Source organism: Nocardiopsis sp. N85 (assembly GCF_028882275.1).
GTDB lineage: Bacteria > Actinomycetota > Actinomycetes > Streptosporangiales > Streptosporangiaceae > Nocardiopsis > Nocardiopsis lambiniae.
In genome coordinates, this window is record NZ_JARBUT010000002.1 from 379,287 (window position 1) to 392,618 (window position 13,332).

Annotated in this window: 13 protein-coding genes and 1 pseudogene; 6 read left to right on the top strand and 8 right to left on the bottom strand. The window is 72.5% G+C overall.

What is annotated here, in order from left to right; all coding sequences use genetic code 11:
* Nucleotides 1–12: 12 nt before the first annotated feature.
* From hemL to PWG71_RS05755, 4 genes are all read right to left on the bottom strand, one after another.
* On the bottom strand, nt 13–1,323 hold the full coding sequence (gene hemL, locus PWG71_RS05740; RefSeq protein ID WP_274808455.1) for a glutamate-1-semialdehyde 2,1-aminomutase: 1,311 nt from the start codon (nt 1,321–1,323) through the stop codon (nt 13–15).
* A gap of 225 nt (nt 1,324–1,548) precedes the next feature.
* A complete protein-coding gene (locus tag PWG71_RS05745) occupies nt 1,549–2,040 on the bottom strand; it encodes an RloB family protein (protein ID WP_274808456.1) in 492 nt (163 codons plus the stop codon).
* Between the two features lie 86 nt (nt 2,041–2,126).
* A complete protein-coding gene (locus PWG71_RS05750) occupies nt 2,127–3,539 on the bottom strand; it encodes an AAA family ATPase (protein ID WP_274808457.1) in 1,413 nt (470 codons plus the stop codon).
* A gap of 152 nt (nt 3,540–3,691) precedes the next feature.
* Nucleotides 3,692–4,357 (bottom strand): phosphatase PAP2 family protein, encoded by a 666-nt coding sequence (locus PWG71_RS05755; protein ID WP_274808458.1) that lies wholly within the window; start codon nt 4,355–4,357, stop codon nt 3,692–3,694.
* Nucleotides 4,358–4,615: 258 nt separating this feature from the next.
* On the opposite strand from PWG71_RS05755, the gene rraA reads away from it, so the two are divergent.
* The 4 genes from rraA (at nt 4,616) to PWG71_RS05775 (ending at nt 10,203) form a co-directional block, all read left to right on the top strand.
* A complete protein-coding gene (rraA, locus tag PWG71_RS05760) occupies nt 4,616–5,098 on the top strand; it encodes a ribonuclease E activity regulator RraA (RefSeq protein WP_274808459.1) in 483 nt (160 codons plus the stop codon).
* 228 nt (nt 5,099–5,326) lie between these two features.
* Nucleotides 5,327–5,743: a hypothetical protein gene (locus tag PWG71_RS05765; RefSeq protein ID WP_274808460.1), complete on the top strand. Its 417-nt coding sequence runs from the start codon at nt 5,327–5,329 to the stop codon at nt 5,741–5,743.
* Nucleotides 5,744–5,754: 11 nt separating this feature from the next.
* Nucleotides 5,755–6,852: a hypothetical protein gene (locus PWG71_RS05770; protein WP_274808461.1), complete on the top strand. Its 1,098-nt coding sequence runs from the start codon at nt 5,755–5,757 to the stop codon at nt 6,850–6,852.
* 105 nt (nt 6,853–6,957) lie between these two features.
* Nucleotides 6,958–10,203, top strand: a complete 3,246-nt coding sequence (locus PWG71_RS05775; protein WP_274808462.1) for a CHAT domain-containing protein — start codon at nt 6,958–6,960, stop codon at nt 10,201–10,203.
* Nucleotides 10,204–10,261: 58 nt separating this feature from the next.
* Here the strand turns inward: PWG71_RS05775 and PWG71_RS05780 are convergent, their stop codons facing one another.
* The 3 genes from PWG71_RS05780 to PWG71_RS05790 all read right to left on the bottom strand — a co-directional run bounded on the left by PWG71_RS05780 (nt 10,262) and on the right by PWG71_RS05790 (nt 11,747).
* Nucleotides 10,262–10,384: a hypothetical protein gene (locus PWG71_RS05780; protein WP_274808463.1), complete on the bottom strand. Its 123-nt coding sequence runs from the start codon at nt 10,382–10,384 to the stop codon at nt 10,262–10,264.
* 38 nt (nt 10,385–10,422) lie between these two features.
* A complete protein-coding gene (locus tag PWG71_RS05785) occupies nt 10,423–11,079 on the bottom strand; it encodes a glycoside hydrolase family 16 (protein WP_274808464.1) in 657 nt (218 codons plus the stop codon).
* 311 nt (nt 11,080–11,390) lie between these two features.
* The gene (locus tag PWG71_RS05790; protein WP_274808465.1) at nt 11,391–11,747 is read right to left on the bottom strand and encodes an ArsR/SmtB family transcription factor; all 357 of its coding nucleotides are present in this window, start codon (nt 11,745–11,747) and stop codon (nt 11,391–11,393) included.
* A 109-nt stretch (nt 11,748–11,856) separates the two neighbouring features.
* Between PWG71_RS05790 and PWG71_RS05795 the strand changes: the two genes are divergently transcribed.
* Together PWG71_RS05795 and PWG71_RS05800 are read left to right on the top strand one after the other, a co-directional pair.
* Complete coding sequence (locus tag PWG71_RS05795) at nt 11,857–12,039, top strand: hypothetical protein (RefSeq protein WP_274808466.1); 183 nt, start codon at nt 11,857–11,859, stop codon at nt 12,037–12,039.
* A gap of 127 nt (nt 12,040–12,166) precedes the next feature.
* Entirely contained in the window at nt 12,167–12,907 is a 741-nt protein-coding gene (locus PWG71_RS05800; protein ID WP_274808467.1) for a PIG-L deacetylase family protein, read from the top strand.
* Between the two features lie 209 nt (nt 12,908–13,116).
* On the opposite strand, the pseudogene PWG71_RS05805 reads toward PWG71_RS05800, so the two are convergent.
* Nucleotides 13,117–13,332: pseudogene (locus PWG71_RS05805) on the bottom strand (ATP-binding protein); the annotation flags it as partial.

Consider the following 13,332-nt stretch of genomic DNA (forward strand, 5'->3'; position numbering starts at 1 on the left):
GGACGTTTCGGTTCAGCCCTGCCCGGTCCGGCCCGGCGCCTCGGCGGCGGCCCGGGCGGCGGCCGGGAGGGCCTCGATCACTCGCGCGACGGCCGTCTCGTCGTGGGCCGCGGAGAAGAACCACGCCTCGAAGGCGGCGGGCGGCAGGTAGACGCCCTGGTCGAGCATGGCGTGGAAGAAGGCCGCGTAGGCCTTGGTGTCGGTGGTGCGGGCGGAGTCGAAGTCGACGACCTCGGTGTCGGTGAAGAACACCGTGAACAGGTTGCCGCCGCCCTGGACGCGGTGGGGCACCCCGGCGGCGCTCAGCGCCTTGGACACCTCGACCTCGACCTGCGCGGACACCCGGTCGATGTGCGCGTACACCTCGGGGGTGGCGCCGCGGAGGGTGGCCAGCCCGGCGGCGGTCGCCAGCGGGTTCCCGGACAGGGTGCCGGCCTGGTAGACGGGGCCGTTGGGCGCCAGTCGGTCCATGATCTCGGCGCGACCGCCGAACGCGGCGGCGGGCAGGCCGCCGCCCATGACCTTGCCGAAGGTCATGAGGTCGGGGGCGACCCCCTCCAGGCCGTACCAGCCGGAGGCGCTCACGCGGAAACCGGTGAGGACCTCGTCCAGGACGAGCAGCGCGCCGTGGGCGTGCGCGATCTCCTTGAGGCGGGCGTTGAACCCGGCCTTGGGCGGGACGACGCCCATGTTGGCGGGGCAGGCCTCGGCGATGACGCAGGCGATGTCCTCGCCGTGCTCGGCGAAGGCCCGCTCGACGGCCTCGACGTCGTTGTAGGGAAGGACCAGGGTGTCGGCGGCGCCGGCGCCGGTCACGCCCGGGGAGTCGGGGAGGGCGAACGTCGCCAGCCCGGACCCGGCGGCGGCCAGGAGGGCGTCGACGTGGCCGTGGTAGTTGCCGGCGAACTTGACGATCTTGGCGCGCCCGGTGAAGCCGCGGGCCAGGCGGATCGCGGACATGGTCGCCTCGGTGCCGGAGTTGACCAGGCGGACCTTCTCGACGGGGGCGCGTTCGACGATCAGCTCGGCGAGTTCGACCTCGCCGGGGGTCGGTGCGCCGTAGGAGGTGCCGGCGTCGACGGCGCCGTGGAGGGCGGCCACGACCTCGGGGTTCGCGTGGCCGAGGATGAGCGGCCCCCACGAGCAGATGAGGTCGACGTAGCGGCGGCCCTCGGCGTCGATGAGGTAGGGGCCCTCGCCCTTGACGAAGAAGGGCGGGGTGCCGCCGACGGCGCCGAAGGCGCGCACCGGGGAGTTGACCCCCCCGGGAACGACGGCGGTGGCCCGCTCGAAGAGCTCTGCTGAAGTCTGTTGAGTACCCACCTCACCAGTGTGTCAGCTGTGTCCCGTACAGGGACCGTGACCCGCCCCGCACCCGAACGCCCCGTCGGCCCGCCCCCGCCCTCGGGGACGTATCCGCACGTCACGGCGCGTTCGGCCGGGGCGGTCGTTCGGCGGGAGGCGTCGGGGCGCGGGCCGGAGGCGGGAAAAGCGGGTTCCTCCGGTCCGGCGGAGCCGGACCGGCGTCCCGCGCCCGGGGCGGGCGGGTCAGCCGGTGCGGAGCAGGGCGCCGACGAGGAGGTGCACGGAGGTGCAGGGGTCGCACCCGGAAGGGAGTCCCTCGGCTCGGGAGCGGGCCTTGTCCAGACCATGGGCGAAGTCGGTGAAGTCGGTCGCGCCCTTGCTCCAGCGGGGCAGGAGGGCCTTGAGTCTCCGCTCGGCCTTGTCCCCGGAGAGCAGGGGGGCACGGTGGTCGTCGAGATGGAGGATGAGCCAGGTCTCGAAGGTGGGGGTGGAGGGGACGGGTTCGACGTCCTCCTTGTGGGCCCGGGCGACGAGGTCCCGCACGTCCGCGCCGTCGGTGTCGAAGACGGCCCAGACCCTGGTGTACGCGTTCTCCAAGGCCCGGGCGGCGGTCGCGACCACGACCTCGCGCTGGGGGTGCTTGGCTTTGCGGGTACGGACGGTGTGCAACCGGACTTCGGGATTCCGGTGGAGGGAGTCGAAGTAACCCTTCTCCGTTTCTCCCTCGCAGACCACGAGGTGGACCTCCCGTTCCTCTCGGCACCGACCCCGGCGTTCGAGATGGCTTTCGCGCCTGTTCGCGTCTCTCCTCGCACGTTTGTTCACCAGAGGGATTCCTCCGTCGACACCGGTTCCGCTCCGCTCTCGGTCTTCTCCGCACGGCGACGGAGCGCTTCACGGAAAAGCTCGTCGTCCACCTCGGGCACGGCGCCGTAGCGGCCGACGAGGTAACGACGGACTCGGTTCTCGTCACCTCGGGGCTTGAAGTCGCTGAGCGGATAGAGGGACGTGCGGGCCTGTCCGTCCTTTTCCACGAACCAGACGTGATCGCGTTGGAGGACCTCCTCACCTCTGATGTTCCCCAGAAGGGCGGCATCATGGCTGGTGAAGATCAACTGGGCGCCCCCGGCGTTGTGCTCCTCATCCTGGAAGAGGGAGACGAGCGTCGCGGAGAGGTGAGGATGCAGGCTGGCGTCGATCTCGTCCACGACGAGCACACCACCGTTCTCCAGCACACGTTGTGCCTCGAAGCCGAGCGTGACGAGCGCTCTCGTCCCGGAGGACTCCTCCTCCCAGGGAAGAAGGGGGTCGGCCCCGCTCCCCCGGGAATGGCGGAAGAGGATTTCGGGAGCCCTGCGCATGATCAGCGCATCGGAGCGAAGACCCTTCGGATTTCCGTGGTATCCGCCTTCCCGGTGCTGAACGGGCACCTGGACCTCGGCGTATCCGATGTCGGGGTCGCCGTCCGAACCCGTCCGCGTTTCTTCGAGGTTCTCGACCGGGTGCGAGGGACTGGAAGCGGGCCCGGGAGGGACTGTGGACAGTTCGACGCCGAGAACACCGGTACCGGCGGACGCGAGAAGGTCCGCCAGGGATCGCAGAGCGCCTCGGGACACGCGCCCGTCGCGCAACCAGACGGGCTGTTCGCAGCGGTGTTCGGAGGCGAACACGAGGACCTCGGAGAACCAGCGGTAGATCGGCTCCACCTCCTCGTTGGAGGTGCGGGCCGCGACCGTGAGGAAGAGGGTGTTCTCGGCGGTGATCGCCTCGACCTGACGAAGTTTCGCGGGGGTGTGGTCACCGAACGAGAAGTCACCGACCTCTCTTTCGAAGAGCACCCTCTTTCTCTTCTTCGGGTAGGAGTACAGCCACTCCTCGACCACGCGCTCGTCGTCGATGGCGAACCCGTAGGTGTACCGCACGCCGTCGAGGACGAGGTCCACGACGAAGGTGGACGGCCGTTCCCGTGCTTCGGCTTCGAAGGCGAAGGGGTACCGGAGTATCCCCCCACCCGGTTCGTTACCGCTCATCGACCATCTGACCGTGTCCCGCATCAGCGCGAGCGCGTTCAGGAAGTTGGACTTGCCCGAGGCGTTGGCGCCGAAGATCCCGGCGACCGTGACGGCCTCCCAGTCGGCTTTCCGCGGACGGGCGTCGTCGTAGACGGGAGTGAGCAGGAGCTGCTGCTCTTCGCGAATGGACTTGTGGTTTTCAACGCGGAAACTCAACAGCATCGCAGCCTTCTCCCTGATATCCGAGCGGCTTCACCGTCTTCTGTGCGGAAAATTCGCACACGCCAAGAATGCCACGGCTCCATGGCCACGCACGTGTGGAATGACGAACGCCCCGGCCGGAGGCGGCCGGGGCGTCGGGGCGCGAGGGCCTGTCAGGCGTCCGCGTGGGCGCGGGGTCCGGTGGAGGCGTTGGGGCCGTGCGGGGTGCCGGCGGACGCGGAGCGGACCAGGGGCCTGAGGTGTTCGTGCTCGGCGGCCTTCTCGACCAGGGCCGTCAACGGGCGGGCCATGGCGAGCGAGACGGCGGTGGCGACGGCCGCGCCGAGGAGGAGTCCGACGGTGACGTCGTGCGGGTAGTGAGCGCCCACGAGGACCCGGGAGAAGGCCTCCAGGACGGCGAAGACCACCGCGATCGGGGCGGCGCTCCTCCAGGCGATGACGACGGCCGCGGCGGCGGCGCCGGCGATCGCGGAGTGGTTGCTGGGGAAGGACCAGTCGCCGAGGGGGTCACAGGTGGCGATGGTGGCCAGGTCGGTCATGGCCTGGCAGGGCCGCAGTTGTTCGAAGAACGACTTGACGGTGCGGCTGACGCCGTAGGCGACGACGGTGGCGATCGGGGCGAACAGCGCCAGTCCCACCAGGCGCGCGTCGATGGAGCGGGCGCGCCACCAGGCGGCGACGAAGAGGACCGCGAACACCACCAGGAACAGGTCGGTGCCCAGGTGGGTGGCCTCACGCGCCCAGGGGTGGAGCCCTCCGGCGAACTCGATCACGGCACGGGACCAGGCGGCACTGATGGCGAGGATCTCAGAGATCATCTCTCTCCAGGGGGTGTCGGCGGGGAGGGTCGCGCGAACGGCAGGGGGAGAGGCCGGGCGACGTGGAGTCGACCGAAAGGTGACGTGACTCCCACGAATTGATGACGTCTACTGTCCATCCTGGCACCGAATCGGGGACGGGAAGGCCGCAATGGGCCCCGGTTCGACGAAAGAGAGGGGCGTCCCCGACGAAAGAGACGCCCTACCACTGGGTAACTTGAGTGGGGTCCACCCGCTTCACACCAGACCGGAGCCGGCATGACCACGAACTTCACCACGGCGGACCTCATCGACGACCACGGCGACACCCTGCGGAGCTGCTCGACGCAGTTCCGGGGGTACGGAGGCCGGCCCGGGTTCGGCGGCCCCGTCCGCACCGTCAAGTGCCACGAGGACAACGGTCTGGTCAAGCAGGTCCTCAACACCCCCGGCGACGGTGCCGTGCTGGTCGTGGACGGCGGCGGCTCCCTGCGGTCGGCCCTGATGGGCGACATGATCGCCGAGGCCGCCGTGGCCAACGGCTGGGCCGGGGTCGTCATCCACGGCGCGGTCCGCGACACGGTGGCCCTCGGGCGGCTGGACCTGGGGGTCAAGGCACTGGGCTCCAACCCGCGCAAGTCCGCCAAGGACGCCGCCGGCCGCCTGGACGTACCGGTGACCTTCGGCGACGTCACGTTCGTCCCCGGCGAGTGGCTGTACGCGGACGAGGACGGCATCGTGGTGAACGCGGAGAAGATCTGAGTAGAACGACGGATATGTCGCTTATGTGCAGATCATGAACGGCGAGGGCCCGTGCGGGCCCTCGCCGTTCATGTTCCCGTTCGCCTGTTCCACGGTGCCCGTTCCCGGCCGGGGAGTGGTGCGAGGGCCTGCGACTCCGAATACGGCGAGGCTACGATGGAGGCGTCACCCGCCCTCCTCCACCGCCCCCACCCCGGACCGGCGCACGGTCCAGCGGGAAGGAACACCGTGGCCGAACCCCCCGAGGACGCACGCCCCTCCACCGCGCTGCTGTTGGCGGCGGTGTGCGAGAACGCCGATGCCATCCGATCCCGGCTCTCCCGCCGTCCGGACGGACCCGCACTGCTGGAGGGGGTCCTGGACCGCGCGGTCGAGGGCGAGGACCCCCGGGCCGCGCTCGACGTCCTGCACCAGGCCTTGCGAGCGCTGGGCGCGACACGCGGTCTGCACGGGTACACGAGGACCCGGGGGCCCGGGGAGGGCGGTGGCGTCGGGGTCCCCGGGCTCGGCCCCGCCCGGCCCGCCCCCGGCACGCTCGGGTGCCCGCGCGGGCGGTGTGCCCGCGCGTGGAGGCCCACCCCCGCCGAGGACGTGCCGACCTGCCGGATCCACGGTGAGCCGCTGGCTCCCGCGTCCGGGGGGTAGCCGTGGGTCCCATGCTCACCGAACTGGGCAGGCGGCTGACGGACAAGTGGCTGACCCTGCTCACACTGCCCGGTGCCCTCTTCCTCGCGGTGGCCGCCGGCGCCCTCGTCCTGGGCCGCGACCACACCTGGGACGCCGCCCATCTCGTACACCGGATCACCGCCTGGGCGGAGGACCCGCGTGTCGACACGGTCGGAGGGCAGGTGGTGGTCTTCGCGGCCGTCATCGCGACCGCCACCCTGGTCGGTCTGCTGGCCGACGGGCTGGGAACGGCCCTGGAGCGGGTGTGGCTCGCCGCCGACTGGCGCTCCTGGCCTCGGCCCGCCCGGCTCCTGGCCCGATGGCGGGTACGGGCCCGCCACCGCCGCTGGTCCCGGGCCCACGAACGGCTGAGGGCGGCCCTCGCCGAGGGCGGCGGGGACCGGGAGACGGATGCGGACGCCGAGCCCGCCGAGATCACCGTCGCCGAGCCCTCCGACGCCCCGGAGGCCGAACCCGCCGCGACCGCGGGGAACACGGACGCCGCGCACTCCGTCCCGGCCGGGACGGCTGTCGCCGGGCCCTCGGGGCCCTCCGACGCCACGGACGCCGAGCCCGCCGACCCCGAGGACGGGCGGCCGTCGTTCGACGAGGCCTACGACCGGCTGGTGCGGATCGCCCCCGAGGAGCCCGACCGTCCCACGTGGTGCGGCGACCGGCTCCACGCCGTCGCCGTCCGGTTCCGCCGGGAGCACGCGCTGGAGTTGGCCGTGGTGTGGCCGCACCTGTGGCTGATGCTGCCCGACGGCGTGTGCGAGCAGATCCGCGCGGCCCGTCAGGACCTGGCGCGGGCGTTCGTCCTGGGCGCGTGGAGCCTGGTCCACCTCCCGCTGGTCCTCTGGTGGTACCCGGCCGTGATCGTCGCCGCCGTCCTGGCGGCCGTCGCGTGGTGGCGCGTCCGCTCGGCGGTGGAGACCTACGCCGTGCTCCTGGAGGCGGCCGTGCGACTGCACGTGGCGGACCTGGCCGCACAGGTGGGTGTGGAGTACACGGGTCCCCTCAGCCCTGCGGCGGGGCGGGCCCTGACCCTGCGGCTGCACGCCGGCGTCCCGCCGCGCCCCCGCGACTGAAACCCCGGTGACCACTTCCGGCCTTCGTCCGCCGACTCCCTTCGCCGGTACCGGTCCCGCCGGCATCCTGACGCCGACAGCGCGGATCCAGCCGGAGGGTACCGGATGCGGGAGAGACTGCTGGGAACCGTGTTCGAGCGTGTGAACCGGTGCGTGTCGGGCGCGGACCCGGCCGAGCTGCTCGAACCGGAGGCCGCCGCGGAGATCGACCGGCTCATCGAGCTGCACGAGGCCGCACCGAACGACCCGGAGATCGCCTTCGTCCTCGGCTGGGCGCGCTGGGCCCGGTCGGAGGCGGTGTCCGGAGACGGGCGCGAGGCCGAGCGGACCGCCGCCGCGAAGCTCCTGAGGCAGCACTTCATCCACGGCTGGGAACCACTGCCCGGCGACCTGTTGCCCCTGATCGCCGAACGGGTCTTCCCCAGCGCGGTCGTCATGCTGGACATGGCGGCGGCCTTCCAGGACGTTTCGATCCTGGACTCCGTGGTCGACCAGTGGGAGCGCATCGCCTCCGCCACCCCACCGGAGGACGTGGACAGGGCCGCGGCCCTGAGCAACCTCGGCAAGGCCCTGAGCATGAGGGCGGGGCGCACCGACGACCTCGCGTCCCTGGACCGCGCCGTGCTGGTCACGACCGCCGCGGTGCACGTGGCCGAGCGCAGGACCCGACCCTCCGAGGATCTGGCCGGATTCCTGGCGAACCTGGGTCTGATCCGGATCGTCCGGTCCTGGCGCACCGGGGATCGGGCGGACCTGGCCCAGGGCATCGGGCGCCTCGAACAGGCCGCCGAGGCCGCCCCCGAGGGCGACCCCGTCCGGACCAGGGCCCGGATCAACCTCTGCGTGGCGCTGCGCACGAGCTTCGAGCGCACCGGCTCCGAGGCCGACCTCGACCGGGCGATCCGGTTCGGCCGCGACGCCATGCGCGCCTGCCCCGACGACGGGGCCGAGCGGGCGCTGGCCCTGCACGCGCTCGGCGGCGCCCTGCACGCGCGCTACCTGTGCACCGGGGACACCGGGGATGCGAACGACTCCGTCGGCGCCCTGCGCGCCAGCGCCGCCGCGCTCGCGGAGGACGACCCGCACCGGGCCACGGCCTCCCACGCGCTCGGCGCGGCACTGGTCTCGCGGTTCTTCGGCACGGGTGACCGGAACGACCTGGAACAGGCGGTGGAGGCGACCGGCGCGGCGGTCATGGCCACTCCGGGCGACCACCCGGACCTGCCCGTCTTCCTCAACGGCCTGGCGCGCGCCCATCTGGCCCGGTATCGCGCCGGTGACGGCGGCGGCCTGGACCGGGCGGTCCTGGCCATGCGCCGTACCGTCTCATCGGTACCGGACGACCACGCCATGCTGCCCACCCACCGCGCGCTCCTGGCCGAGGCCCTGCACGCCCGCTTCACACACGGCGGCGACCCGGAGGACCTGGACGAGGCCGTGGAGGAGTTCCGGGCCGCCACGTCCGAGGGCTTCGACGAGACCCCCGACGGGGCCCGGGTCCTGCTCGAACTGGGCGGCGCCCTGGACGACCGGTGGCGGCTCACGGGCCGGCCCGCCGACCGCGAGGCCGCCCGCGTCGCCTTCGAGCGGGCCTGGAAGCCGGAGTCGGCGCCCCCGACCCTGCGCATCAGCGCCGCCCTCGCGGTCGCGGAGACCACGACCGATCCCGTACGGGCGTCCGAGGTCCTGGACGCCGCCGTGCGCCTGCTGGTGCGGGCGGCACCGCGCAGCCTCCGTCGCGGCGACCAGCAGAGCACGCTGGAGCGCTTCCCCGGTCTGGCCGCGCGGGCCGCCGCAGCGGCACTGAACGCCCCGGGCGGCACGTCCACCGACCGGGCGGTGCGCGCGCTGGGGGCGCTGGAGACCGGTCGTGGGATCCTGATCGGCCAGGCCCTCGACGTGCGCGGCGAACTCTCCGACCTGTGGCGCGATCACCCCGCGCTCGCGGAGCGGTTCGTCAGGCTGCGCGACGCGCTGGACGGGACCGCGTTCGGGGCCTTCGATCCCTCCTCACGCACTCTCGCCGCCGAACCCGCCCTGGCGGCCGTGGCCGGCGGGCCCGGGGCGGCCGACGCGGGGCGGACCGCGCGGGCCTGGGCCCAGAGCGCGGTCCGGGACCGGCACGAGCTGACCCGTGAACTCGACTCGCTCATCGAGCGCATCCGCGACGAGACCGGTCTGACCGGGTTCGGTCTGCCGCCCGGCCTGGACGAACTGCTGGCCGAGGCCGGCCGGGGCCCGGTCGTGGTGCTGACCGCCGCCCCCCGGCGGTGCGACGCCCTCCTGCTCACCGAGTCCGGGGTCCGGCACCTGCCGCTCCCCGCCCTGACCCACCGCGAGCTGGCCGACCGGGTCGACCGGGCGCGCGCCGTGACGGCACCCGGCCGGGAGTCGGACGACGACACCGAAGCCCAGGAGGTGCTGTCGGACACCCTGGCGTGGCTGTGGGACGTGGCCGCCGGCCCCGTCCTGGAGGCGTTGGGTCTCACCGACGAGGCCGCACAGGACCCGCCCCGGATCTGGTGGGTGACGGGGGGTCTGCTGGGACGGCTACCGCTGCACGCGGCGGGCCACCACACGGACACCGCCGACGGCCCGCCGCGCACGGTGATGGACCGCGCGGTCTCCTCCACCGCGCCCAGCGTCCGCGCCCTGCGCCACGCACGCGAGCGCGAGGAGGCCGCCGCGCTCGGGGAGGGCGGTCACGCGCTGGTCGTCGCGATGCCCGGGGTGCCGGGCCTGGCCGGAGCCCCCCTGCTCCAGCACGTGGAGGAGGAGGCGGCCAAGGTGGTCGGGCACCTGCCCGGCGCGGTCGTGCTCGGGGCGGATGGGACCCCGGTGAGCAGCGACGCGGTCCTGCGCGCCCTGCCCGACTGCGCGGTGGCGCACTTCGCCTGCCACGGCGCGGGCCACCCCGAGGACCCCTCGCTCAGCCGTCTGGTGCTCGCCGACGACGCCTCCTCCCCGCTGACGGTCGCCCGGTTGGGCACGGTCGGCCTCGACCGGGCCCGCCTCGCCTACCTGTCGGCGTGCGAGACGGCCGCCGTCCAGGTCCCCGACCTGCTGGACGAGTCCATCCACGTCTCCACGGCCTTCCAACTGGCGGGGTTCCCGCACGTGGTGGGCACGCTGTGGGCGATCGACGACGAGGTGTCGGTGGTCATCGCCGACGAGTTCTACGCCCGCCTGCGCGAGGACGGCGGCGGGCCCGATCCCGCCCGCGCGGCACGGGCCCTGCACGGCGCGATCCGCGCGGTCCGCGACGGTGCGGGCCTGCCGCCGGAACTGGCCGGGTGGGACCGGACGGCCGCACCGATGCTCTGGGCGGCCCATCTGCACATCGGAGCCTGAGGACCCGCTCCCGGACCGCCGGCGCGCGGGGGTGCGGGGGTCCGGGGACACCTGCCCTCTAGGACGTGCCGACGGAGGAGCCGGTCGCGGCGTCCCACCCGCGCACACGGTGGATGTGGGCGGTCTTCGGGTAGGCGGCGTCGGTTCCCGAGCGGGGACCGATCTCGAAAAGGTCGATCATCAGGAAGAGCGGGTAACCGGGAGACCGGGGGACCCGTTTCACGATGACGCCGTCACAGCCGATGATCGTGCCCGCCGCCCCCACACGGCCGTCCAGGTGTGCGGCTTCGACGCGTCCAGGGGCAGGGCGACCTCGGTCATGTCGGTGATCAGCCGCGCGTCCGAGTGCGCCTTCACCCCGCATCGCGCACGACTCACCCTCTCCCCGACGGCGGCGGCGTCGATCTCGAACACGCAGACCTCGCCGCTGTCGTCCTCGGAGAGGTGCTCGGTCCCCACGAGCCACGCCGCGAGCATGCATCCCTCGTCCACGCTCGCGCTCACGGTGACGTCCACACGCCCGGCGGTGGGCGCCCACAGCAAACCCTCCGGTGTGTTCGTGCGGACGACGAGTCCATCCGGACGGTGCCGGTGCGTTCCCCGCCGAGAGCCCACCGGACCGGAGAAGACCCCGGTCTGAAGGTTGGACACGCGAAGCGGGGCGTCCTCCTCCCGCCAGTCCGGCTGGTCGGCGTCGATACGCAGCCGCAGCCCGGAACCGTCGATGTCGTAGCGCGCCCGAGACCGTTCGGGCGATGTCCAGTGCGGCAGGTAGTGGTCGACCCAGCGGTCCTCCCTGAGCCGCGGAGCGGTGAAATCGTCCTCGAAATCGGGCTCCCGGTCCGGAGGCTCGGGAAGACGGGCGTCAGCGATCATGACCTCGTCCCGTCTGACGACGGTGCTCTTCACGGCAACGCAAGGGGCCTCCCCCTGAGTGGTGGACACGCGGATACCGGATCGGCTCGATTCGAGGGAAGCGGGACACCGCCGACGGCGATGAAGGACGGGTCGAGGGCCGATGCGGTCGCAGGGTCATCGCGTGAACGGGGCACACCCGGTCCACGGGTCATGTGAGTGACGTGGAGTCGTGTCCGTTGTGCCACAGGTCACCCGGGCGACAGGACGGGCACGGCGCACCGGCGGCGGAAGCCGCACGACGGCCGATGTTCGGCCACCGGCGCGGGGAGCTAACCGTCGAGCATGCGCCGCATGCCGTCCAGCGCGGCCGGCGCCACTCGGTGGTAGATCCAGGTGCCACGGCGCTCGGACGTCAGCAGTCCGGCATCGCGGAGCTTCTTCAGGTGGTGGGAGACCGTGGACTGGGAGACGCCGACGTCGGAGATGTCGCAGACGCACGCCTCACCGCTGGGATGTGCGGCGATGCGGGAGAACAACCGCAGCCGCACCGGATCCGACAGTGCCTTGAACATGGCCGCCCCCTGGAGGGCGTCGGCCTCGGAGAGGGGGGCCGAAGCCAGCGGTGGGCAGCAAGGGCCGGCCTGCTCCTCGGCGACCGGGAGGACCTGCGGCTGATTATTCGACATGTATCTATATTGACAGACATCGATATTCGAGTCCAGAGTATATATCGACAAACGTCGAACCAGCGGGTCACCGCCGGCCGGCGATCCTCTCCACGAAAGGCGTTCACCCATGAGTGAGCCGACCACCCTCACGCCGTCCTGCTGCGGCCCGCAGCCCTCGGCCCCCGCCGCCGAGCCCGAGGCCGCCGCCTCTCCCTGCTGCGGCACCGGTTCCGCCGCGACCGAGGCCGGCGCCTGCTGCGACCCGGCGGCGAAGGAAGAAGCACAGCTCTCCGGTGCCGGCTGCTGCTGACCGTCCCGGACAGCCCCGCTCGCCGCGTTCGCACCCCGGCGAGCGGGGCCCGCACGAACTCTCACCACTCGGTGGGGCCGGGCCGGCGATCCGGCCCGTCCCCACCGACAGGCAAAGGAAGAACACCGTGACCTCAGCACCAGCAGACCGAGGCGACCTCGCCCGATTCCCGGATGACTGGGAGACGGCCCTGGCCATCGTGGCCCACCCCGACGACCTGGAGTACGGGGCGGCCGGAGCGATCGCGTCATGGACGGCCGCGGGAAAGAAGGTCGCCTACCTCCTCGCGACACGAGGCGAAGCCGGTATCGCGTCCATGGCACCGGAGGAGGCCGCGAAGCTGCGTGAAGCCGAACAGGTCGCGAGCGCGGCGATCGTCGGCGTCACCTCGGTCGAATTCCTCGACCACCCGGACGGACTGATCGAGTACGGCCTGCCGCTGCGCCGGGACTTCACCGCCGCCATCCGCAGACACCGCCCTGACCTCGTGGTCACCTTCAATCACCATGAGACCTGGCCCGGACCGCGCTGGAACACCCCGGACCACCGCAACGTCGGCCGCGCCGCCCTGGACGCCGTCGCCGACGCCGGAAACCGCCACCTGCACACCGACATCGGCCCCGCTCCGTGGGAGGGGGTGCGCTACGCCGCCGTCGCGGGCTCGCCGTCCGCCACGCACGCCGTCGACATCACCGGCACGCTCGACACCGCCATAGCCTCGCTCGAAGCACACCGGGCCTACCTCGACGGGCTCGGCAGCGGGAACTGGATGGCCGACGCCCGTGGACTGCTCACCGCCATGGCGCAGTCCGCGGGCGAGCGCTACGGCGGCCGACCGGCCACGGCCTTCGAAGTCATCCTCTGCTGAGCCCGTCATCGCCCCGGCAGGGACGAGGACGGCTCGCCGTCGGGCGCGGACACGACCTTGGACGTTCGTGCCCGACGAAGTGGAGGGGGTGGTCGGCGGCGACCGACGCGAGGCTGTGACCCGCCCCTACGGGATGAACATGCCTCGCGTGCGATCGCTCCCCCATCATGGACCGAAGGGCTCCCCGTGGGGTGGGGAGCCCGTGCCGGTCATCGTGTGGGTGTGAGGGTGAAGGTGGCCCAGGTGTGGGTGCCCAGGTCACCGAACGGGCACACGGGTGAGTATCCCCAGGCTGTGGACGACTCCTGCACCATCAGCAGTCCGCGTTGGCCCTCGGCCCGTTCCCACTCGTCGGTCGTCCTTGTCGTGGGGATGCGGGGCACGGTGCCGCCGAGGCCGTCGTCGGTGAACCCCAGGGTGAGGGA